The following is a 22082-nucleotide window of genomic DNA, read 5'->3' on the forward strand; positions in this document are numbered from 1 at the left end:
TCCTGCGAGGACGACTCCCCCACCTGGGGCGGGTTCGCCGCGGTACCACCTCGCTTGCCGGCGCCGTGCCCGCAGGTGCCCGACGGCGTCGGGCACCACGGGCGGTCGCCGACCGCTCGTCGCAGGCTGTGACGGGCCCACCCGTCCGGGTCTAGTGAGGACCTGCCGCGGGCCGTCAGGCCTGCCCCGCGGCGGGGTTCCCGTTCTTCCGGAGGCTCGCCGGTGATGGCCGGGTCGACGCCTGTGCCTCCATGGTAGCCGCCGTCCGGCGGCGCGCGGTGTAGGCGTCGATGTCGCGCGCGACGAGCCACTCGAGCGTGAGCGGCGGTCCGGCGGCGGCCGACGGGGCGGGAGCGGCGGGGAGGGCGGGTGCCGACGACGGCACCGTGGTCGGGCGGTAGCGGGGGAAGTGCGGGGGAACGTACATGGTGGTCTCGCGTCCTGTGCTCGGCTGGCGTCCGTGGGTGCAGACCCGGTCGTGGCGTCGGACTCATCGCTGAGCCGCGGCGCGGGACCGGCGACCGTCACGCCCCGTCGCAGGGAGGGAGGGGCGGGAGGCTGCTCGCGGACACCAGGTCGAGGCTGCGCAGGGCGCCGCGAGCCCTCAACAACAGGTGGCGATGAGGACCCGCGGGCGCGCGAGGACGAGCGGGCTGCTCGTGGGGCGCGCGGAGGTCACCCGCACATGGTGCCAGCACGCCCGTCGCGGGACAACCTCCGGTCCCCCGGAACCCCTCGCCTGCTCCCCTGTCTCCGGCAGGGGCCGGGCCGGTCACCGGACGCGGACGGCGACCTCGTGCCAGCCCGAGGCGCCGTCGGGCGCGGGCGGGGCGACGTCGGCCGTCTGGGTGCGCCCGTCCGCGTCGGTCGCGCGGACCGTCAGCCGGTGCTCCCCCGGCGTCGCGTCCCACGCGTACGACCACTGCCGCCACGTGTCCGGGCCGACCGTCGCGGCGAGCGTCGCGGCGCGCCACGGGCCGTCGTCCACGCGCACCTCGATGCCCTCGACGCCCGTGTGCTGGGCCCACGCCACGCCCGCGACGACGACGTCCCCCGCGTCCACGGCCGCGCCGTCGCGCGGCGTGTCCACGCGCGACGCGAGCTTGATCGGCCCGCGCTCCGACCACCCGCGCGTGGACCAGTAGGCGACGTCGTCGGCGAAGGTCGTGACCTTGAGCTCGGTGACCCACTTCGTCGCGGACACGTAGCCGTACAGCCCGGGCACGACGAGCCGGGCGGGGAACCCGTGCTCGGCCGGCAGCGCCTCGCCGTTCATCCCGACGGCGAGCAGGCTCGCCCGGTCGGGGTCGGTGAGGGCGTCGAGCGGCGTGCTCGCCGTCCACCCGTCGGCGCTCGTGGAGAGCACCATGTCGGCGCCGTCCTGCACTCCGGCGCGCGCGAGCAGCTCGCGGACCGGGTACCCGAGCCACCGCGCGTTGCCCACGAGGTCCCCGCCGACCTCGTTGGACACGCACGTGAGCGTGAGATCGTGCTCGACGAGCGGGAGCGCGAGCAGCTCCTCGAGCGTGATCTCGAACGGGTCGTCGACGAGCCCCGAGACGCGCAGCGTCCACGACGCCGGGTCGACCTGCGGCACGCGCAGCGCCGTGTCGATGCGGTAGAAGTCCGCGTTCGGGGTGACGTACGGCGCGAGCCCGGGGACGCGCAGGTCCGCCCCGGCGGGCACGGCGGGGGCCGGGGTCGCGGGGGCGGGCAGCCGCAACGCGTCGCGCGCTGCCGTCACGGCTCGCGAGCCGGCAGACACCGCGCGCGACGTCGCGAGCGCGACGACGCCGGCCGCCGCCGCCAGGCCCGTGACGAGGAGGAACCGGCGGCGGTCGACGCCGCCGGACGTCGTCGTCGCGTCGTCGGAGCCGGAGAGCGCGGCCGGGCCGCGCAGCGTCGTCAGCGTCGCGCGCAGCAGCAGCACGGCGACCCCCACGCCGACCAGGCTCGGCAGCGCCCAGGCCACGTCCCCGCCCGGCCGGGCGGCGGCGACGACCGCCCCGACCGCCCCGACGGCGGCGAGCAGCAGCGTGCCGGACGGCGGACGGCGCAGCTCGAGCCAGCCGCTCAGGGCCGCGCCCGCGGCGAGCACGACGCCCATGACCCCGAGCAGCACGGCCTTGTCCGCGGTGCCGAAGGTCGCCACGGCCCGGTCCTTGAGGGGCCCCGGCACCGCGTCGACGACGCCCGCACCGGCGGCGAACAGCGGGCTCGACCCGGGCGCGACGACGGCCGCGACGAGCTCGGCGAGGGCGAACCCGACGGCCGCCGCGACGACGCCCGCGAGCGCCGCCCGGCCACCCGCGTGCCCGGCTGCCTGCCGCTGCCCCGTCATGCGCGTCCTCCCGTGATCCAGTAGACGCCGGGCCGGCCCCGGGCGCCATCGCCGGTTCGGAGCGGCTCCGCTCCCGGACGGGTCGGGGTCAGCCGGCCGACGCGTCGGCGTCGGGCGCGGGCTCCATGCCCTTCGGGACGAGCGGCGCGCGCCACAGGGAGTACGTGGAGGCCTGCGCGACGGGCCGCAGGATCAGCGAGTCGATGTTCACGTGGTGCGGGCGCGTGACGGCGAACGTCACGACGTCGGCGACGTCGTCGGCGGTGAGCGGGTCCACGACGCCCGCGTAGACGGCGTCGGCCCCGGCCTGGTCCCCGTGGTAGCGGTTGAGCGAGAACTCGGGCGTGTGCACGAGGCCCGGCGCGATCTCGATGACGCGGATCGGCTCGCCCACGAGCTCGAGGCGGAGCGTCTTCGCGACGCCGAGCAGCGCGTGCTTGGACGCGACGTAGCCGGAGCCGCCGACGTAGGTGTCGTGGCCCGCGGTCGACGTCATGAGCACGATGTCGCCGCGGCGCGACGCGCGCAGGAGCGGCAGGAACTCCCGGGTCACGCGCACGGTGCCGAGCACGTTCGTCTCGTACATCGCGCGCCACTCGTCGATCTTCGCCTCGTCGACGGGGTCGACGCCGAGGCCGAAGCCCGCGATGTTGAGCAGCGCGTGCACGGGCCCGCGGGCGCCCGCCTCGGCGACGAGGCGCGCGACGTCGTCGTCGGAGGTCACGTCGCCCACCACGGGGTGGGCGCCCGTGCGCTCCGCGACCTCGGCGAGCCGGTCCGCGCGGCGCGCGAACGCCACGACGTCCCAGCCCCGTGCGCGGAGGAACCGCACGCACGCCTCCCCGATGCCCGACGACGCGCCGGTCACCACGGCGCGCAGGGGCGAGGTCGCAGGGGCGGGGGCGGGCGGGTACGACGTCTCGGTCACGACGCACACTCTGTCACGGCCGCGTGTGTAGGCTGGACGACGGACCGCGAACCCCTCGATCGTTCGCCGGAGCGACCTCGTCCTTGGGTCGCGGGTCCGCCCGACGCGAGATGGCGCGTCCGACCCTGGAGAGCCCGCGTCCCCGCCCGGGGGCAGCCGTCCGGCTCTCTCCCCGCCTCGCACCCGGAGCAGCTCCGTGCCCTCGCGCCTCACGCCGTCCCCCGTCTCCCGCCGACCCGTCCGCGCCGCCGTCGGCGCGTCGGCCCTCGCCCTCGTGCTCGCCGCCTGCTCGTCCGGCACGACGCCCGGGGGCGACCCGACCTCTGCGGGCGGCGCGACGTCGTCGAGCACGCCCGGGAGCACCGCGTACCCGCTCACGCTCGACGACTGCGGGTTCGAGGTGACGTTCGACGCCGCGCCCGAGCGCGTCGTGACGATCAAGTCGAGCACCACGGAGATGCTCCTGGCCCTCGGGCTCGGCGACCGGATCGTCGCGAGCGCGTTCGCCGACGGGCCGGTGCCCGACTCGCTGGCCGACGCCGCCGCGGACGTCCCCGCCGTCGTGGAGCCGCTCTCGGACCAGGTCCCGGGTGCCGAGGCGGTCCTGGAGACCGAGCCCGACCTCGTCTACGCGGGCTGGGAGTCCAACCTCACGGCCGACGGCGCCGGCGACCGCGAGACCCTCGCGCAGCTCGGCGTCGCGACCTACGTCTCCCCCGCCGCGTGCAAGGCGCCGGAGTACATGCCGGACCCGCTGACGTTCGACGACGTGTTCGCCGAGATCACCGAGGTCGGCACGATCTTCGACGCGCAGGACGCCGCGGCGGACCTCGTCGCGGAGCAGCGCGCGACGCTCGACGGCGTCGTCCGCGACGACCGCGGCCTGACCGCCCTGTGGTACTCGTCGGGCGACGACATCCCGTACGTCGGGGCGGGCATCGGCGCGCCGCAGATGATCATGGACGCCGTCGGGCTCGAGAACGTCGCGGGCGACGTGCACGACACCTGGACGTCGTACGCGTGGGAGGAGGCGGTCGCCGCCGACCCGGACGTGCTCGTCCTCGTCGACGCCGCCTGGAACACCGCCGAGGCGAAGATCGAGCGGCTCGAGTCCAACCCGGCCACGGCCGAGATGACGGCCGTCCGCGAGGGCCGCTACCTGACGATCCCGTTCCCGGCGACCGAGGCGGGCGTGCGCAACGTCGACGCCGTCGTGGACCTCGCCGCGCAGCTGGAGGCGCTCGACCTGTGACGACCCTGCGCACCCGGCCCGCGCCCGCCGCCGCCGACCGTCGCCCGGACGGCACCGACCCGGCCGGTCGCGCGCGGCGCGGCGCGGCCTGGTGGGTGCCGGCCGGCGTCGTCGCGCTCGTCGCGACGGTGCTCGTCACGGTGACGATCGGGCCGGCGGACCTCGCCGTGGGCGAGGTGTGGCGCTCGGTCGCGACGCACCTCGGGCTCGGCGGGCCGCTGGGCCTGGAGCCGCTCGGCGCCCTGCAGGACGGCATGGTGTGGCAGCTGCGGCTCCCCCGCGTGCTCACGGCGGCGGCCGTGGGCGCCGGGCTCGCCGTGTGCGGCGTCGTCATGCAGTCGCTCACGCGCAACCCGCTCGCCGACCCCTACCTGCTCGGGCTGTCCTCCGGCGCGTCGCTCGGCGCGGTGCTCGTCCTGGTCGCGGGCTGGACGGTCCTGCTCCCCGTCGCGGCGTTCGGCGGCGCGGTGCTCGCGCTCGTCGCCGCGCTCGGCCTCGCGGGCGCGCTCGGGGCGCTCACGCCCACACGGACCGTGCTCGCCGGGCTCGCGGTGAGCCAGCTCGCTGCGGCCGCGACGAGCTTCGTCATCTTCTGGTCGGCCACCGGCGACTCGTACCGCGAGATCCTGTCGTGGCTCATGGGCTCCGTCGCGGGCGCGACGTGGACCTCGGTCGCGGTCGCGGGCGGCGCGACGCTCGTGCTCGGGACGCTGCTCGCGTCGACCGGCTCGGTGCTCGACGCCTTCACCTTCGGCGACACGGCGGCCTCCGCGCTCGGCGTCGACGTCGCGCGCGTGCGCTGGACGCTCCTCGTGGGCGTCGCGCTGCTCACCGGCGCGCTCGTGTCCCAGTCGGGGTCCATCGGGTTCGTCGGCCTGATCCTGCCGCACGCGGTCCGGCTCCTCACCGGCGCGCGGCACCGGCTGCTCCTGCCGCTCTCCGCGCTGTTCGGCGCGACGTTCCTCGTCTGGGCCGACACGCTCGCGCGCACGATGTTCGCGCCGCGCGAGCTGCCCGTCGGCATCGTCACCGCCGCGATCGGCGCCCCGGTGTTCGCCCTGCTGCTGTGGCGCGGACGGAGGACCGCGTGAGCGCCCCCGCCGTCGTGGGCACGACCGGGCTCGACGCGGAGCGCGTGTCGTGGTCGGTCGACGGTCGCCTCGTCCTCGACGGCGTCGACTGCACCGCGCCCCCGGGTGCGGTGAGCGGGCTGCTCGGCCCGAACGGCTCCGGGAAGTCCACGCTCCTGCGTGTGCTCGCCGGCGTCCGGGCGCCGTCGGCGGGCCCGGGCCGGGACGGCGCCCGCGTGCGGTTCGACGGCGCCGACCTGCTCGCGCTGCCGCGCCGCCAGCGGGCGCGGGTGCTCGCGCTCGTCGAGCAGGACGCGACGACCGACCTCCCGCTCTCCGTGCTCGACGCCGTGCTGCTCGGCCGCATCCCGCACCGCTCGCTCCTCGCGGGCGACTCCGCGACCGACCGCGACCTCGCCCGGGCGGCGCTCGCCCGCGTCGGGATGGCGGGGTTCGCGGACCGTGAGGTCGCGACGCTCTCCGGCGGCGAGCGCCAGCGCGTGCACCTCGCGCGCGCCCTCGCGCAGGAGCCCGCGCTCCTGCTGCTCGACGAGCCGACCAACCACCTCGACATCGCCGCGCAGCTCGACACGATGCGCGTCCTGCGCGACCTCGCGGACGACGGCGTCACCGTGCTCGCCGCGCTCCACGACCTCAACCTCGCGGCCCAGACGTGCGACCACGTCGTCGTGCTGGCGGACGGCCGCGTCGTCGCGGCGGGCGACGTCCACGACGTGCTCGTGCCCGACGTGCTGGACCCGGTCTACGGCGTGCGGTGCGAGGTCCTCACGCACCCGCGCACCGGCAGGCCGGTGCTGACGTTCGAGCCCCCGGCCTGAGGAAGCCTCAGAAGCCGCGCAGCCGTTCGAGGCGCACGCGCAGCGTCACGGCGTAGTCGTCGTGGAAGCCGTCGGGCGTCGTGCCGAGGCCGCGGATGCCGTCGTCGTACTTCGCGTCGTACGCCGCGCGCTCCGCGGCCGAGAGACCGTCGTCGTCGACCGACGCCGTGCCGGTGAGCACGACGACGTCCCCGCCCGACGGGGTGCTGTTGAGGTGCACCGCGACGCGGGCGTTCGCACGGACGTTGCGCAGCTTGGCCGTGCGCGGCTGGGACTTCACGACGATCTCGTCGGCACCGTCCCAGCGGAACCAGACCGGCGTCGGCTGCGGCGTGCCGTGCGGGTCCACGGTGACGAGCCACACGACCTGCTCGTCGGCGAGCCGCGCCGCAGCGCGTGAGCCGAGGCGCGTCGTGGTGTCGACCGCCGGCATCAGGCCTCCTCGGCCGCCGCGAGGCGCGGCAGCTCGATCGCGGGGCAGCGGTCCATCACCATGTCGAGGCCCGCGTCGCGCACGCGCCGCGCGGCGTCCTCGTCGATCACGTCGAGCTGGAACCACACCGCCTTCGCGCCGATCGCGATCGCCTGGTCGGCCACGTCGCCCGCGAGCTCGGACCGCACGAACACGTCGACGACGTCGACGGGGAACGGGACGTCCGCGAGGCTCGCGTACCCCTGCTCGCCGTGGACGGTCTCCGCCGACGGGTGCACGGGCACGACCCGCTTGCCGTGCTGCTGCAGCACGCGCGCGACCCCGTACGCGGCGCGCGCGGTGTTGTTCGACAGGCCGACGACGGCCCAGGTCTCGGTGCCCTCCAGGACCCGACGGACGGTGTCCTGCTCGTCGGCCGGCACGGCCGCTGTGACGTCGCTCATGTCGTGCGCAACCGGGTCCCGCCCGCGGCTATTCCGCGGCGGGACCCGGCGCGGGCGCCCGCGCACCTCAGACCAGCGCGAGGGCGAGCAGCGCGCTCGACGCCGCACCGGCAACCGTCCGCACGTGGTTCCACGCGAGCCAGCGCGGCAGGAACGCCGTCCACGCCGCCGCCAGGTCGCCCTCGCGCGCCGCGGCGTCGAGCCGCTCGTTGAGCGGGACGTTGCCCACGGCCGTCACGCCGAGGATCCCGACGAGCGCGACGACCGCGCCCGCGAGCGCCCACCCCGCCCGGGCCGCGCCGCCGACGAGCCCGACGACGGCCGCCGCCGCGGGGAGCAGGACGCTCGCGGCGAGCAGGAGCATCAGCGGCGGCCGGAGCGCGTCGCGGTTGATCGCGACCATCGCGGCGCCGCCCTCGCCCGGCGGGAGGCGGCGCAGCCCACCCATCACGAACGTCGAGAACGCGAAGAGCACGCCGCCCGCGAGCCCCGTCGCGACGGCGGCCGCCACGACGAGGGTCGCGAACGCGGTCATGGCGTGGTCTCCACCGTGCGCGTTCCGGCGCCGGTTCCCGCGGCCCACGCGCCCGCCTCGCGCGCCGCGTACTCGCGGAAGTCCCGCGGCTCGCGGCCGAGCGCGACGCGGACGCCGTCGGTCACGGGGGTCCCGCGCCCGTCGAGCACCTCGGTGAAGAGGTACCGCATGAGGTCGACGACGTCGTCGGGCAGCCCGGCCGCAGCGAGGCCCGCGACGAACGCCTCCATGGCGACGGGCTCGTAGCGGACGTCGCGCCCGCTCGCGGCGGCGATCTCCGCGACCGCTTCGTGGAACGTCAGCGCGCGCGGCCCGGTGAGCTCGAGGACGCGCCCCGCGAGGGCATCGTCCGTGAGGGCCGCGACCGCGACGTCGGCGACGTCCTCGAGGTCGACGAACGGCTCCGCGACGTCGTCGACCGGGAGCGCGAGGACGCCGTCGAGCACGGGCTCGAGGAGGAAGCTCTCGCTGAAGTTCTGGTCGAAGAACGCGCACCGCACGACGGTGCGCGCCGGGAACGCCGCGCCGACGAGCTCCTCCGCGCGCTGCGCCTCCTCCTCGCCGCGCCCCGAGAGCAGCACGAGGCGGTGCGCGCCGGCGTCGCGCGCGCGGGCCGCGAGGCGGGCCACGGTCTCCGGGGCCCCGGGGACCGCGAGGTCGGGCGCGTACGCGACGTACACGGCCGCGGCGCCCGCGAGCGCGGGCCCCCAGGTGGCGTCGTCGTCCCAGTCGAAGCGCACGTCGCCGGAGCGCGACGCCCGGCGCACGGGGACGCCGGCCGCGTCGAGCCGGTCGGCGACGCGGCGGCCGGTCTTGCCGGTCGCGCCGAGCACCAGCACGGTGCCGGGCGCAGGTGCCGGTGCGGCGGTCGGTGCCGACGTGCGGGCGGGCGCCGCCGACGGGGCGGCGGTGGGCGGGGTCGAGGCAGGCATGGTGTCTCCCGAGGTGCGAGTAATGGAGCGGTACGGGTCCCACCCAACCGTCGCGCCGCGAGACGTTCCATGGCCGACCGGCTCGCACGCATACGCGATCGTCTCGCCGCGCCCCGGCGTACGCTGGCGCGATGGACGTCGTCGCCGGGCTGCTCGACGGGCCGCGCGCCCGCGGCGCCTTCCTCCTGCGGAGCCACCTGCGCGCGCCGTGGGGCATGCGCATCGAGGACGAGGCGCCGCTGACGATCGTGCCCGTCCTGCGAGGGTCCGGGTGGGTCGGCCCCGGGGCCGACGGCACGTCGCCCGACCCGGGCGAGCACGTCGCCGCGGGCGACGTCGTGCTCCTGCGCGGCCCGGACCACTACGTCGTCGCCGACGCGCCGACCACGGCGCCCCAGGTCGTCGTCGGCCCGGCGTCCGACATGTGCCGGGCGGTCGACGGCGGCCCCTCCCCCATGACCGTGCTCGGCGTGCGGTCGTGGGGCAACGACCCGGACGGCGAGACCGTCATCGTCACGGGCACGTACCCGCTCGACGGCGAGGTCGGGCGCCGGGTGCTGCGCGTGCTGCCCCAGCGCGTGGTCCTGCGCCGCGGGGACGTGGACGGGACGCTCGTCGAGATGCTCGCCCGGGAGGTCGTGCAGGACCTCCCGGGGCAGGAGGCGGTGCTCGACCGCCTCCTCGACCTCCTCCTCATCTCGTGCCTGCGCACGTGGCTCTCGCGCGACGACGCGCCGGGCTGGTACCGCGCCGACGCCGACCCCGTCGTCGGGGCCGCGCTGCGACTCATCCACCACGACCCGGCGCGCGCCTGGACGCTCGACGCGCTCGCGCGGGAGGTGGGGCTGTCGCGCGCGGCGTTCTCGCGCCGTTTCACGGCGCTCGTCGGCGAGCCGCCGATGGGCTACCTCACCGGCTGGCGGCTCGACCTGGCCGCCGACCTCCTCCTGGAGCAGGACGCGACGCTCGCCGCGGTCGCGCGCGCCGTCGGGTACGCGACGCCGTTCGCGCTGAGCGCCGCGTTCAAGCGCGTGCGCGGCGTGAGCCCCGCGGAGCACCGGGCGCGCGCCGGCGCGGCGTGAGCACTCAGCGCGCGACGGGCACGAGCTCGACGTCCCGCAGCGCGCCGTCGTCGACGACGGCCGTGAGGAACGTCCCGACCGGCTGCCGACGGCGGTCCGTCGGCGAGCCGGGGTTGAGCAGGCGCAGGCCGCCCGGCGACGTCGTGTCCCAGGGGATGTGGCTGTGCCCGAACACGAGCACGTCGACGTCGGGGAACGCAGCGTCGGCACGGCGCTCGCGCCCGTCCTTCCCGCCCGTCTCGTGCACGACGGCGAGCCGCAGCCCCTCGACCGTGGTGCACGCCACCTCGGGCAGGCGCGCGTGCAGGTCGGGGCCGTCGTTGTTCCCCGCGACCCCGACGAGGCGCGCCGCGCGCGCCTCCAGCGCGTCGAGCAGGTCGGCGCTCACCCAGTCGCCCGCGTGCACGACGACGTCCGCGTCGTCGACCGCGCGCCACACCTGGTCGGGGAGCGCCCGGGCGCGGACCGGGACGTGCGTGTCGCTGAGCAGGAGGAGTCGGGTGGGCACGCCGCCACGATAGGTCGCGGTCCCGGGGCACGCCGGGTGACGATGGGCCCATGCCGATCCCGCGCTGGGTAGCCCGCAGCAACAGGCGCTTCCTCAACCCCGTCATGCTTCGCGTCGCGACGGGCGTCGGGCCGATGGCCGTCGTCCGCCACGTCGGGCGGCGCAGCGGGCGCGAGTACCGCACCCCGGTCTTCGCGTTCGCCTACCGCGACGGCCCGACCGGTCCGGTCCGCGTCGCGTTCGCCCTCACGTACGGCCCCGACGTGGACTGGGTCCGCAACGTCGAGGCGGCCGGGGAGTTCGTCCTCGAGCGCCGCGGCGTGGAGTACGTCGTCGACGACGTGCGTCGCGTGACCGGCGCGGACGGCCTGCGGCTCCTGCCCGGCTGGACGAGCGCGATCCTGCGGCGCGCGGGCGTCGACGAGTTCCGGACCGGACGGCTGCGCCGGGCACCCGGCCAGCCGGCTGCCATGATGGGGGCATGACCGACCAGCTCTGGATCACCGGCGACCCCGACGCGGACGCGCTGCTCAGCGACGACGCGTTCGCGCTCCTCGTGGGGATGCTGCTCGACCAGCAGTACCCGATGGAGCACGCGTTCGCCGGGCCCCGCAAGATCCGCGACCGCCTCGGCTCGATCGACCCGCGCACCGTGGCGGACACCGACCCCGACGCGTTCGTCACGCTCGCCACGACGCCGCCCGCGATCCACCGCTACGGGCGCTCGATGGCGGGCCGGGTGCAGGAGCTCGCGCGCGTCGTCGTCGAGGAGTACGACGGCGACGCGACCCGGATCTGGACCGCGCCGGGCGCGGACGGCGAGCCGACGGGCGCGGAGGTGCTCGCGCGCCTGCGGGCGCTGCCCGGATTCGGCGACCAGAAGGCGCGCATCTTCCTCGCGCTCCTGGGCAAGCAGCGGGGCGTGCGTCCCGCGGGGTGGCGCGAGGCCGCCGGTCACTACGGGGACGAGGGCTCGCGCCGGTCCATCGCCGACGTCACGAGCCCCGAGTCGCTCGCCGAGGTCCGCACGTTCAAGAAGGCCCAGAAGGCCGCCGCCAAGGCCGCGAAGGGCTGACCCGCCGCGCCGCGCGCGGACGCCCGGGTGCGCGACGCACCCCGGCGGCTATCGTCGGCGCGTGACCACGACGACGCCTCCCGCCCCGGGGCTCCCTCCCGCCACGCGCACGCTCCTGGCCCTCGCCGCCGGCGTCGTCGTCCTCGCCGGGGTCCACGCCGCCCGCGAGGTCCTCGCCCCGATGTTCCTCGCGGCGGTCATCGTCATCATCTGCCACCCCGTGCGCTTCCCCCTGGAGCGCCGGGGCTGGCCGCGGTGGGCAGCGACGGCCGCCGTCGTCACGGTCGCGTACCTCATCCTCGCGGCGCTCGTCGCGATGCTCGCGTTCGCGGGCGTCCGGTTCGTGGACCTCGTCCGCGAGTACCTCCCGGCCCTCGTGCGCACGGTCGACGACGTGGTGGACCAGCTCGCCGCGGTCGGCATCGACACGGACATCGCCGAGGCGGCCACGTCGTGGCTCGACCCGGGACGCGTCGTCAGCCTCGCGGGCAACGTGTCCGGCATGGCCCTGGGCATCGCGACCGCGTTCTTCTTCGTGCTCGCCTACGCGATCTTCATGGCCGCCGACGCCGCGCGGTACTCCACCGCCGGCTCGGTGTTCGGCGCCGAGCGCGCCGCGACGGTCGACCGGGCGACGCGGTTCAGCGGCGGGGTGCGCCGCTACTTCGTGGTCAACGCGTCGTTCGGCGCCGTCGTCGCCGTGATCGACGGCGTCGCCCTGTGGCTCCTGTCGGTCCCGGCCCCGACCGTGTGGGCGATCCTCGCGTTCGTCACGAACTTCATCCCGAACATCGGCTTCGTCCTGGGGCTCGTGCCGCCCGTCGTCATGGCGTTCGTCGTCGGGGGCTGGCAGCTCGCGCTCGCCGTCGTCGCGGTCTACTGCGTGGTGAACGTCGTGCTCCAGGTGCTCGTCCAGCCGAAGTTCGTCGCCGACGCGGTGAACCTCAGCCTCACGTTGAGCTTCGTCTCCGTCGTCTTCTGGACGTTCGTCATCGGGCCGCTCGGCGCGATCCTCGCCATCCCGCTCACGCTGCTCGTCCGGGCCCTCGTGCTGGAGCCCGACCCGGGCTCGGGCTGGCTGCGCTGGCTCTCCGGGGACGACGCGCCGCGGCCCGCCGAGGACCCGCGGGGCACGGGCTCCCCTCCCGCCGCCGACGCCGTGCCGGACGAGGACGACGCCGCCCCGGCGGAGCCCGCGGGCCCCGAGGCCGACCCTCAGGTGGAGCCTGAGGGTTCCGCCGTCGAGCGCTCCCCCGCGCCGGACGAGCGCTGATCCCCGCCGCACGGTCCGCCCCGGGCCCTGGTGCGCGCGCCACCGCCCTCCCTAGGCTGGTGCTCGGCGGGTGTCCGCCCGTCACCGGCACGGGGAGGAACCATGGCGCACGGAGACATCACGCACATCGACATCCCGGTGAGCGACAACGGCAGGGCCACGCAGTTCTACGGCGAGCTCTTCGGCTGGGAGATCGCGGAGGTGCCCGGCTTCGAGGGCTACCCCATGTGGCAGGCCCCGAACAAGATCAGCGGCGGCGGCCTCGCCCCGCGGTCCGAGGGGTTCACGAGCCCGCGCAGCTACGTCGAGGTCGACTCCATCGAGGAGACGCTCGCCAAGGTCCGTGAGCTCGGCGGGCGGGTCGTGCTGGAGAAGTCGGAGATCAGCCCCACCTCGTGGTGGGCCGCGTTCGAGGACGCCGACGGGAACCAGATCGGTCTCTACGAGGGCACGACGGACGCGGGCTGACCGCGCGCGGCGCGCAGCCGCACGGCCGTCAGGGTCGGGGCGACAGCACGCGGCCGTCCGGGTCGTCGGGCCGGCGCGGCCGCAGCGTGGGCGGGGGCGGCCACGGGAGGTCGTAGCGCTCGACGGGGACGTCGATCGCCCCGAAGTCGTCCGTCTGCACGACGACGCCGTCCGGCGTGACCTCGACGAGCCGGACCCGCAGCGGCGGCGCGTCGTCCTGCTCGAGCACCCAGACGTCGGCGAGCCACGCGAGGCTGCTCGCGTCGAGCGCCTCCTCCGCCTCGAGCCAGTCGACCGGGCCGGTGAGCTCGTGCCCGAGCAGCGACACGGCCACCCAGGCGTCGCCCTCGGGGCGAATCCAGCCCACGTGCTCGCGGTCGTCGGGGCGGCGGTGCGCGATCCAGTCGGAGGGGAGCATCCGGGCAGGCTAGCGGCGACGACGGGGCGCACGCCAGGGGTTTCGCCGCCGCGGGCGCGCCCCGCCTCAGTCCGCGACCGGCTCGTTCCCGGAGCCCTCGCGGTACCCCTCGGCGAACCCGGCCCGGTAGCCGTCGGCGTACGCGGCCTCCCGCGCGGCGTCGTCCCCCTGCTCGCGGCGCGCGTCGGCCTGCCCGCGGGCGTACGCCTCGGCGCTGCCCTCGCGGAACAGGTCGTCGCCCGAGCCGCGCACGAGCACGCGGGCGCCCGGACCGTCCTCGCTCCCGACGTACCGGCCGAGCCCGCGCACCACGGCGACGGGTCGCCCCGCCGCCTTGCCGCGCACGAGCTCGCTCGCGGCCGCCACCTCGTCGACGACGGCGGTCACGGTCACCGACAGCGGCCGCCCGTGGGAGTCCACGCCGCCGCGCAGGTCCTCCGCGACGACGACCCCCGCTGCCCCGATGCCGATGTCGACGAGGCCGTCGCGCCACGCCCGGCCGGAGGTGTCCGTCACGACGACGCCCAGCCGGTCGAGGCCGAACCGCTCGCGGAGCGCGCCGCGCAGCGCCCGCGCGGAGGCGTCGGGGTCGAGCGGGAGCAGCAGGACCGTGCCCTCCGGGGTGTTCGAGGCGTCGACACCCGCCGCGGCCATGACGAGGCCGAGCCGGTTCTCGACGATGCGCAGCGGCGGCTGGCCGGGACGCTCGCGCGTCGCGACGACGCGCACCGTCTCGTCCGTGATCGCCTGCTCGCGGTCCGCCGCGGCGACGACGCGGCCCTCGGCCTTCGAGACGATCTTGCTCGTCACGACGACGACGTCACCGTCCACGAGCGCCTCCCCCGCCAGCAGGTCACCCACGAGCGCGGCGAGGTCGTCGCCCGGCCGGACCTCGCCGAGGCCCTCGGGTGCACACACCGTGAGGCGCGCGGACCGATCGGGGCCCGCGCCGCCGTCGGGCCCGCCGGGTGCGGCGTCGTGCTCGCTCATCGCGCGAGCTTCGGGAGCACCTCGCGACCGAAGACCTCGATCCACTCGCGCTGGTTGCGGCCGACGTTGTGCAGGTAGATGCGGTCGAACCCGAGGTCGACGAACTTCTGGATGTACGCGCGGTGCTCGTCCGGGTCGGCGGAGATCACCATGCGACCCTCGAAGTCCTCCGGGCGCACGAGCTTGGCCATCTGCTCGAAGTCGTGCGGCGAGCGGATGTCCGCCTTGGGGAACTTCATGCCGCCGTTGGGCCACTCGGTCATCGCGTTCGCGAGCGCCTCCTCGTCGGTCGCGGCCCAGGAGAGGTGGAGCTGGAGCACCTTGGGCATCGCCTCGGGGTCGCGGCCGGACTCGCGCACGCCGTCGTCGAACTTGCCGAACAGCATGGAGATCTTCTCGAGCGGCGCCCCCACGGTGATGAGGCCGTCGGCGTGGCGGCCCGCGCGCTTCGCGGTCACGGGGCCGGCGGTCGCGACGAGGATCTCGGGCGCGACCTCGGGCATGGTCCACAGCCGCGTGGACTCCATCTTGTAGAACTGCCCGGAGTGCTTGACGTCCTTGTTGTCGAGCCCGGACTGGAACAGCTTCTTGATGACGTCGATCGCCTCGAACATGCGGTTGATGCGCTCGGGCGCCTCGGGCCAGTAGCCCGCGACGACGTGCTCGTTGAGCGCCTCGCCGGAGCCGAGCCCGAGCCAGTGCCGGCCGGGGTACATCGCGGCGAGCGTCGCGGACGCCTGGGCGACCATCGCGGGGTGCCAGCGGAACGTCGGCGCGGTGACGCCGGGGCCCAGGTCGCCCCGGGTCCGCTCGCCGAGCGCCGTGAGCACGTTCCACACGAACGACGACTCGCCCTGCGCCGGGACCCACGGCTGGAAGTGGTCGGCCGCCATGGTCCCGGAGAAGCCGTGCTCCTCCGCGTAGGCCGAGAGCGCGACGGCCTCGGTCGGGTGGAACTGCTCGAGCATGGCGGCGTAGCCGATCGTCAGACCCATGGGCCGACCTTAACCCTCCGCGGACCGTCCTGGGCGAGCGGGCGCCGGCGCCCGTCCCGCACCGGTCCGGCCCTCGCCGGGCGAGGACCGGACCGGTGCGCCTCAGACGTACAGCGGCGTCAGGTCCGCGTACTCCTCGACCGAGCCGCCGCGCAGGCAGACCTCGATGATCCGCCGACCCAGCGGGTCGAGGTCGTCGGTGAGGAACTGCCGGAGCTCGCTCGCGAAGAAGTCGGTGATGATCCGCGCCCCGGCGTCGTAGGCCTCGACCCCCACCTGGGACTGCAGCTCGGGCCTCAGGAAGGTCGGGCGCACGAGCTGGCCGTCGATCTTCATCTCCGTGAGCGTGTAGCCGAACAGCGGGCAGCGGGCGGGCGTGAGCTCGTCCGGCCGCAGCCGGCCCCCGCCGCGGCGCGCGAGGTACTCGCGCGTGAGCCACTCGGCCGCGAAGTCCACCCGGTAGGCGCCGATGTGCTGGTTGGGGGTGAGCACGTAGCGCGTCCGGTCCGTCTCCACGAGCTGGCGCAGCAGGAGGTTCGCCGCCGCGACCTTCGTCCCCGTCGCGAACGGCCAGTACGACCCGACGCCCTCGGCGACCATGCCCCCGTGGGCGAGCGCCTCCGTCGCCGTGCGCGACTCGCCGATCGACGGGTTCTTGTCGCCGCGCGGCGCGACGAGCCGCCAGATCCAGGCGAGCGCCGCGGGCACCACGTGGGTCATGCCCATGATCCCGTAGGTGGGGTGGTCGCGCGTGCAGGCCGGCATGCGGGCGCCGAACGTGCGCACGTCGACCTCGGCCGGCCCGGCGACGTCGGTGAGCAGGTGCCGCGGCACGACGACACGCGGGTTGGGGCAGCGTCGGCCGTCGGCGTCGAGCGAGTGCTCCCAGGGCAGCACGGTCGCGTCGGGGACGCCGTCGATGTTGAAGAACACGAGCGGCACGTCGGGGTGGATGCACGCACGCTCGAGGTGCGCGTCCTGCCCGTACCCGGTGAGGTTGTCGACGCGCACGAACCAGCCCTCCTCGGCGTCGGTCACCACGAGGCGGCCGTCGCCGGTCTGGAGCGCGGCGTGGCACAGGGTCATGTCGTCGGTGACGGGGGCGAGCGCGCTCGTCTCCCCCAGCGTGATGACGTAGGGCTCGCGCGTGACGACGTTCGTGCCGAGCAGGATCCTGCCGTCCTCCTGGCGCCGCAGGTCCTGGCACATCTCCGACTTGCCGCCGCCCGAGGCCCCCTCGTGCATGATCACGGTCTCGTTCTCGTACGGCGTGGTGACGCGGACCGACGACGCGTGCGCCGTGACCCAGCCCTCCCGCTCGCCGACGTCGAGCAGGACCGAGAACACGCCCTTCTTGGCGCTCGGCCCGGGGTAGAGGTTGTAGGCGAACACCTCGTGGAGCGTCTCGGAGCGGTCGTGCACGACGACCTGGCGCCCGCCGAACCGGGTGTGGCGCAGCGGCGGCGCGACGTAGAGGATCGAGCGCGGCGCGAACGGGCCGAGCTCGTCGAACGTGGCCCAGCCCTGGAGGTCGACGAGGGCGAGCGCGAAGAACGCCGCGTTGACGGGGCAGACGGCGAGCGACGGGTAGCCGTGCGTGCGCCCGCCGGCGCGGAACGGCACGACGACGAGCTCCTGCGCCGCGAGCCACGCGAGCGTCTCGTCCTTGACCGGGCCGAACTCCGCACCGAAGACGTCCCGGTAGCGCGGCTTGTCGGTCGGCAGGTCGTCGGCGATCCGCATGCAGTCCGGGTCCCGGCGGCGCATGTAGTCCTCGGGGTAGTTCACCGCGATCCCGTTGCGGCACCGCACGACCTCCGCCTCGACGACGCGCTCGCCCCCGGCGTCGTACTCGACGGCGAACCGCGGGCCGCCGTCGGGCCCGAGCGCGAGGCGGTAGAGCTCGTCGCGCGACGCCGGGACGACGAGGCGCGGGCACGCCGCGAGGGCGGCGGCGAGGGCGGGCGGCAGGACGACGCCGGGCGGGATCGCCCCGTCGGCGCGCGTGCGGTCGGTGGTCGTGGCGGTCATGGGTGCTCCAGGGGTCGGCGCGGGGATCGGGTCGAGGTGCGCCCACGAGCACCTGTCGCTTTGCGTGCAGATTACGACTCGATGACCATTCGACCCAGGGACCTTCGACCCGTCTCGGTCCGCACGCCGCGGACGGCCGCGGCGACGCCCGCCGGACGCCGAGACGGCGTCCGGCACGGCCCCGGGATCTGGGAGAATGGGCGACCATGAGCGACTTCCCGACGAACGCGCCGACGGGCGCGGCCGAACCCGCTGCAGCAACGACCTCCTCCGCCGGGCACGTAGCCGGTGACGTCGTCCGCGCGGTGGTCGCGGGAGTACCCGACCGGGTGAGCCTCGACGGGCTCGAGGACACCTACGACGCGCGCTGGGCCGAGCAGGGGACGTACGCGTTCGACCGCTCGAAGACCCGCGAGCAGGTCTTCTCCATCGACACCCCGCCGCCGACCGTCTCGGGCTCGCTGCACGTGGGCCACGTGTTCTCCTACACGCACACCGACGTCGTCGCGCGGTTCCAGCGCATGCGCGGCCTCGAGGTGTTCTACCCCATGGGCTGGGACGACAACGGCCTGCCCACCGAGCGGCGCGTCCAGAACTACTACGGCGTCCGCTGCGACCCCACGCTCCCCTACGTCGAGGGCTTCGAGCCCCCGCACGAGGGCGGCGAGGGCAAGTCCGTCAAGGCCGCCGACCAGGTGCCGGTGAGCCGCCGCAACTTCATCGAGCTCTGCGAGCGGCTCACGGCCGAGGACGAGAAGCAGTTCGAGGCGCTGTGGCGCCGGCTCGGGCTCTCGGTCGACTGGGCGCAGCACTACCAGACGATCGACGCACGCTCCCGCACCGCGGCGCAGCGCGCGTTCCTGCGCAACCTCGCGCGCGGCGAGGCGTACCAGGCCGAGGCCCCCGGGCTGTGGGACGTGACGTTCCAGACCGCGGTCGCGCAGGCCGAGCTCGAGGCGCGCGAGTACCCGGGCCACTTCCACAAGGTCGCGTTCCACCGCGTCGCGCCGGGCACCCCGGACGACGGCGCACCCGTCTTCATCGAGACCACGCGCCCCGAGCTGCTCGCGGCGTGCGTGGCGCTCGTCGCGCACCCCGACGACGAGCGGTACCAGCACCTGTTCGGCACCTCGGTGCGCTCGCCGCTGTTCGACGTCGAGCTGCCCGTCCTGGCCCACCCGGCCGCCGAGCGCGACAAGGGCGCGGGCATCGCGATGTGCTGCACCTTCGGCGACCTGACCGACGTGCAGTGGTGGCGCGAGCTGCAGCTCCCGACGCGCTCGATCATCACGCGCGACGGCCGGATCACGCGCGAGACGCCGGACTGGATCACCTCGCACGCCGGCCAGGGCGTGTTCGCCGAGCTCGCGGGCAAGACGACGTTCTCGGCGCGCCAGGTCGTCGTCGACGCGCTGCGCGACGCGGGCGACCTCGACGGCGAGCCCGTGCCGACCCAGCGCAAGGCGAACTTCTTCGAGAAGGGCGACAAGCCCCTCGAGATCGTCACGTCGCGCCAGTGGTACATCCGCAACGGCGGCCGCGACTGGACGACGGCCGACGGCACGACCCGCGACCTGCGCCAGGAGCTGCTGAACCGCGGCAAGGAGCTCGCGTTCCACCCCGACTTCATGCGCGTGCGCTACGAGAACTGGGTCGGCGGTCTCAACGGCGACTGGCTCATCTCGCGCCAGCGCTTCTTCGGCGTCGCGATCCCGCTGTGGTACCCCGTGCTCGAGTCGGGCGAGGTCGACCACGACCACCCGATCGTGCCGTCCGAGGACGCGCTGCCCGTCGACCCGTCGTCCGACGTGCCGGCCGGGTACACCGAGGACCAGCGCGGCGTGCCGGGCGGGTTCGTCGGCGAGAACGACATCATGGACACGTGGGCGACGTCGTCGCTCACGCCGCAGATCGCGGGCGGCTGGGAGGTCGACCCCGACCTGTTCGAGCGCGTCTTCCCCATGGACCTGCGCCCGCAGGGCCAGGACATCATCCGCACGTGGCTCTTCTCCACGGTCGTGCGCTCGCACCTCGAGTTCGGCTCGCTGCCGTGGAAGAACGCCGCGATCTCCGGCTGGATCCTCGACCCCGACCGCAAGAAGATGTCGAAGTCCAAGGGCAACGTCGTCACGCCCATGGGCCTGCTCGAGGAGCACGGGTCGGACGCCGTGCGGTACTGGGCGGCGTCGGCCCGCCTCGGCACGGACGCGGCGTTCGAGGTCGGGCAGATGAAGATCGGCCGTCGCCTCGCGATCAAGATCCTCAACGCGTCGAAGTTCGCGCTGTCGTTCGGGATCGACGCCGAGACCGGGACGGGCGAGATCGTCCTCGACCCGGCGCTCGTCACCGAGACGCTCGACCGTGCGATGCTCGCGGGCCTCGCGACCGTCGTCGAGAAGGCGACCGAGGCGTTCGAGGCGTACGACCACACGCGCGCGCTCGAGGTCACCGAGACGTTCTTCTGGACGTTCTGCGACGACTACCTCGAGCTCGTCAAGGACCGCGCGTACGGCGCCGGCGCCGCGGCCTCCGACGTCTCCCCCGAGACCCGGTCCGCGCGCGTCGCGCTCGCCATCGCCCTCGACACGCTCCTGCGCCTGTTCGCGCCGTTCGTGCCGTTCGCGACGGAGGAGGTGTGGTCGTGGTGGCGCGCGTCGGAGGGCTCGATCCACCGCGCGCCGTGGCCCACGCCCGACGTCGCGCGCTCGGCCGCGGGCGACGCCGACCCGGCCGTCCTCACCGCGGCGGGCCACGCGCTCGCGGCGCTGCGCAAGGTCAAGTCCGAGGCGAAGGTGTCGATGCGCACCCCGATCCTCGCGGCGCAGGTCGCGGTGCCGGCGGCGTCGCTCCCCGGCGTCGAGGCGTCCGTCGTCGACGTCCGCAACGGCGGGCGCGTCACCGGCACGCTCGACCTCGTCGCGGCGGCCGAGGGCCAGGGCGACCCGGCCGTCCAGGGCGGGATCGTCGTCGTCTCCTCCGAGCTCGGCGAGCCCGAGGCCCGCAAGAAGGGCTGACCCCGCACGACGACAGCACGACGACGCCCTCCCGGCCGCGGCCGGGAGGGCGTCGTCGTCGGTGGCGGCGGGCCTAGATGATCTCGCCGCGCAGCCTCGAGTCGTCGCCGGACATCGTCGCCGCGACCTCGCGCGGCGTCCCCTCGTCCGCCCAGCGGAGCGTGGCGCCCACGCCCTCGATGAGCTCGACGCTGCCCTCGGGCGCGAACGTCAGCCCGGCGTCCTGCCCGACGGCGGCCCGCACGAGCGCGACCGTGGCGGGCAGCTTCTCCAGGCCGTCGGTCACGCCGAGGGACTCGATCTCCTCGCGGGTCGCGGCGATGTGCAGCGGGCTGGGCCCGATCCACAGCGAGCGGCCGTCGAGCGCGCCGTCCTGCCCGTACTCGTCGGCCAGCACGAGCTCCTTGACCTGGCCGCGCGCGAGCACCGCGACGACGTCCTCCACGGACGTCACCGCGCCGGACTCACGGCCCTGCTCCTGGCGGAACTCCGCGAGGACCTTCTCGCGGCGACGCTCCCGGTAGCTGTCGAGCGCGTCGGCCACGTTCGCCTCGAACGAGGCCTCGTTGATGCCCGCGCCCCGGCCGCCGCCCGGGACCTCGACCACGAGCTCGGAGATCGCGTGCCCGAGCGCGCCCCGCACGAGCGGCACGGCACGCACGTCACCGGTGAGCAGCACGAGCTCGGGCCGGTACTCGGCCGCCTGGCGCTCCAGCTCCGCGGCGACCGCCTCGGCGTTGCGCTCCCAGGAGTCCTCCGCGCGGGACTCGATGCGCTTGTGCGAGAGCCCGCCCGTGCGGACCTTGTTGATGACGTCGTGGCCACCCTCGACCGTCTCCGGCTCCGAGTAGGGCAGGTGGCCGCCCGCGACGGACCACGTGAGGTCCGCGCCCTGCCGGTCGACGACGACGCGCACGTAGTCGACCGACTCGTCCGCCGCGCGGGCCGCCTGCAGCAGCGCGGGCACGGGCCCCCAGGAGCCCTTCGTGAGCGCCGGCGGGTCCTTGACGACCCGGTCGACGAGCACGCCCGTGTCGTCGGCGATCAGCACGCGCCCGTGGGTGCCCCCGACCCGCGTCGGCCGCAGCACCACCTCCTCGAGGTCGTCGAGGACCGCGTCCGGCGCGCCCTCCTGGTGCAGCTGGCGCCGCACTCCCTTCCAGCGGTTCTCGACCTCGCGGTCCCCGGCCTCGTTGGCGCGCGTCGCGTCGATGTACACCGTCGCGAAGGGGCCAGGATGGCCGAGGAGGGGCTTGAGCCAATCGATCTTCATGCGAACACCTCATGACGTCCGTCGGCGTGGCGGGAGGGCCGCCCGACGCGGCGGTGCCGACGCCGGGGGCCCGCCCTGGGTCCCCACCAGGGTCCGTCAGATCGACGGGGGTCGCCACCGCGCGTCGGGCCCGGGAGGCGCCTCGCGCCGGCCTCCGGACCCTCGCCCGGCCCGCTGCCGGG

22 protein-coding genes are annotated in these 22082 nt (G+C 75.4%); 9 read left to right on the plus strand and 13 right to left on the minus strand.

The features are described 5' to 3' along the window. Positions 1-175: 175 nt before the first annotated feature. The 3 genes from B8281_RS15160 to B8281_RS15170 all read right to left on the minus strand — a co-directional run bounded on the left by B8281_RS15160 (position 176) and on the right by B8281_RS15170 (position 3269). Positions 176-427 (minus strand): hypothetical protein, encoded by a 252-nt coding sequence (locus B8281_RS15160; protein WP_085388135.1) that lies wholly within the window; start codon positions 425-427, stop codon positions 176-178. Between the two features lie 345 nt (positions 428-772). Then, complete coding sequence (locus B8281_RS15165) at positions 773-2341, minus strand: molybdopterin-dependent oxidoreductase (RefSeq protein ID WP_085388136.1); 1569 nt, start codon at positions 2339-2341, stop codon at positions 773-775. Positions 2342-2429: 88 nt separating this feature from the next. After that, the gene (locus B8281_RS15170; protein WP_085388804.1) at positions 2430-3269 is read right to left on the minus strand and encodes an SDR family oxidoreductase; all 840 of its coding nucleotides are present in this window, start codon (positions 3267-3269) and stop codon (positions 2430-2432) included. 196 nt (positions 3270-3465) lie between these two features. Here B8281_RS15170 and B8281_RS15175 point away from each other — a divergent pair, with 196 nt between their 5' ends. Genes B8281_RS15175 through B8281_RS15185 form a run of 3 tightly spaced genes read left to right on the plus strand, consistent with a single transcriptional unit; the run spans position 3466 to position 6430 of the window. Further along, the gene (locus B8281_RS15175) at positions 3466-4521 is read left to right on the plus strand and encodes a putative F420-0 ABC transporter substrate-binding protein (RefSeq protein WP_034651349.1); all 1056 of its coding nucleotides are present in this window, start codon (positions 3466-3468) and stop codon (positions 4519-4521) included. Further along, entirely contained in the window at positions 4518-5612 is a 1095-nt protein-coding gene (locus tag B8281_RS15180; RefSeq protein ID WP_186325287.1) for a putative F420-0 ABC transporter permease subunit, read from the plus strand. The genes B8281_RS15175 and B8281_RS15180 overlap by 4 nt, the downstream gene beginning before the upstream one ends. Further along, a complete protein-coding gene (locus B8281_RS15185; RefSeq protein ID WP_076406592.1) occupies positions 5609-6430 on the plus strand; it encodes a putative F420-0 ABC transporter ATP-binding protein in 822 nt (273 codons plus the stop codon). Before B8281_RS15180 ends, B8281_RS15185 begins: the two co-directional genes overlap by 4 nt. Before the next feature lie 7 nt (positions 6431-6437). On the opposite strand, the gene B8281_RS15190 is transcribed toward B8281_RS15185, so the two are convergent. The 4 genes from B8281_RS15190 to B8281_RS15205 form a co-directional block, all read right to left on the minus strand. Then, positions 6438-6863: a TIGR03667 family PPOX class F420-dependent oxidoreductase gene (locus B8281_RS15190; RefSeq protein ID WP_085388137.1), complete on the minus strand. Its 426-nt coding sequence runs from the start codon at positions 6861-6863 to the stop codon at positions 6438-6440. Beyond that, entirely contained in the window at positions 6863-7306 is a 444-nt protein-coding gene (locus B8281_RS15195) for a CoA-binding protein (protein WP_021483339.1), read from the minus strand. The genes B8281_RS15190 and B8281_RS15195 overlap by 1 nt, the downstream gene beginning before the upstream one ends. A 67-nt stretch (positions 7307-7373) precedes the next feature. Next, positions 7374-7841, minus strand: a complete 468-nt coding sequence (locus B8281_RS15200; protein WP_085388138.1) for a DUF1772 domain-containing protein — start codon at positions 7839-7841, stop codon at positions 7374-7376. Beyond that, on the minus strand, positions 7838-8773 hold the full coding sequence (locus B8281_RS15205) for an NmrA family transcriptional regulator (RefSeq protein ID WP_232322586.1): 936 nt from the start codon (positions 8771-8773) through the stop codon (positions 7838-7840). The genes B8281_RS15200 and B8281_RS15205 overlap by 4 nt, the downstream gene beginning before the upstream one ends. 131 nt (positions 8774-8904) lie before the next feature. Here B8281_RS15205 and B8281_RS15210 point away from each other — a divergent pair, with 131 nt between their 5' ends. After that, positions 8905-9855 carry an AraC family transcriptional regulator gene (locus B8281_RS15210; RefSeq protein WP_085388139.1) on the plus strand — a complete coding sequence of 317 codons (951 nt, stop codon included), beginning with the start codon at positions 8905-8907 and terminating at the stop codon, positions 9853-9855. 4 nt (positions 9856-9859) lie between these two features. Here B8281_RS15210 and B8281_RS15215 read toward each other — a convergent pair whose 3' ends face one another. Continuing rightward, entirely contained in the window at positions 9860-10363 is a 504-nt protein-coding gene (locus tag B8281_RS15215) for a metallophosphoesterase (RefSeq protein ID WP_085388140.1), read from the minus strand. A 50-nt stretch (positions 10364-10413) separates the two neighbouring features. On the opposite strand from B8281_RS15215, the gene B8281_RS15220 reads away from it, so the two are divergent. The 4 genes from B8281_RS15220 to B8281_RS15235 all read left to right on the plus strand — a co-directional run bounded on the left by B8281_RS15220 (position 10414) and on the right by B8281_RS15235 (position 13179). Further along, the gene (locus B8281_RS15220) at positions 10414-10848 is read left to right on the plus strand and encodes a hypothetical protein (RefSeq protein ID WP_043654772.1); all 435 of its coding nucleotides are present in this window, start codon (positions 10414-10416) and stop codon (positions 10846-10848) included. Then, positions 10845-11438 carry an HhH-GPD-type base excision DNA repair protein gene (locus tag B8281_RS15225; protein WP_043654769.1) on the plus strand — a complete coding sequence of 198 codons (594 nt, stop codon included), beginning with the start codon at positions 10845-10847 and terminating at the stop codon, positions 11436-11438. Before B8281_RS15220 ends, B8281_RS15225 begins: the two co-directional genes overlap by 4 nt. A gap of 61 nt (positions 11439-11499) precedes the next feature. After that, positions 11500-12711 (plus strand): AI-2E family transporter, encoded by a 1212-nt coding sequence (locus B8281_RS15230; protein ID WP_085388141.1) that lies wholly within the window; start codon positions 11500-11502, stop codon positions 12709-12711. A 102-nt stretch (positions 12712-12813) separates the two neighbouring features. Next, positions 12814-13179 carry a VOC family protein gene (locus tag B8281_RS15235; protein WP_085388142.1) on the plus strand — a complete coding sequence of 122 codons (366 nt, stop codon included), beginning with the start codon at positions 12814-12816 and terminating at the stop codon, positions 13177-13179. Positions 13180-13207: 28 nt separating this feature from the next. On the opposite strand, the gene B8281_RS15240 is transcribed toward B8281_RS15235, so the two are convergent. From B8281_RS15240 to B8281_RS15255, 4 genes are all read right to left on the minus strand, one after another. Then, positions 13208-13597 (minus strand): hypothetical protein, encoded by a 390-nt coding sequence (locus B8281_RS15240; RefSeq protein ID WP_085388143.1) that lies wholly within the window; start codon positions 13595-13597, stop codon positions 13208-13210. Positions 13598-13663: 66 nt separating this feature from the next. Continuing rightward, complete coding sequence (gene cofE, locus B8281_RS15245; RefSeq protein WP_085388144.1) at positions 13664-14587, minus strand: coenzyme F420-0:L-glutamate ligase; 924 nt, start codon at positions 14585-14587, stop codon at positions 13664-13666. Further along, positions 14584-15582 carry a TIGR03557 family F420-dependent LLM class oxidoreductase gene (locus tag B8281_RS15250; protein ID WP_085388145.1) on the minus strand — a complete coding sequence of 333 codons (999 nt, stop codon included), beginning with the start codon at positions 15580-15582 and terminating at the stop codon, positions 14584-14586. The genes cofE and B8281_RS15250 overlap by 4 nt, the downstream gene beginning before the upstream one ends. 102 nt (positions 15583-15684) lie before the next feature. After that, positions 15685-17613, minus strand: a complete 1929-nt coding sequence (locus B8281_RS15255) for a DUF4914 family protein (RefSeq protein ID WP_085388146.1) — start codon at positions 17611-17613, stop codon at positions 15685-15687. A 206-nt stretch (positions 17614-17819) separates the two neighbouring features. Here B8281_RS15255 and valS point away from each other — a divergent pair, with 206 nt between their 5' ends. Beyond that, positions 17820-20627, plus strand: a complete 2808-nt coding sequence (valS, locus tag B8281_RS15260; RefSeq protein ID WP_085388147.1) for a valine--tRNA ligase — start codon at positions 17820-17822, stop codon at positions 20625-20627. Positions 20628-20700: 73 nt separating this feature from the next. Here the strand turns inward: valS and B8281_RS15265 are convergent, their stop codons facing one another. Continuing rightward, on the minus strand, positions 20701-21900 hold the full coding sequence (locus tag B8281_RS15265; protein WP_034655925.1) for a Vms1/Ankzf1 family peptidyl-tRNA hydrolase: 1200 nt from the start codon (positions 21898-21900) through the stop codon (positions 20701-20703). Positions 21901-22082 lie beyond the last annotated feature (182 nt).

Source organism: Cellulosimicrobium sp. TH-20 (genome assembly GCF_002105775.1).
GTDB lineage: Bacteria > Actinomycetota > Actinomycetes > Actinomycetales > Cellulomonadaceae > Cellulosimicrobium > Cellulosimicrobium funkei.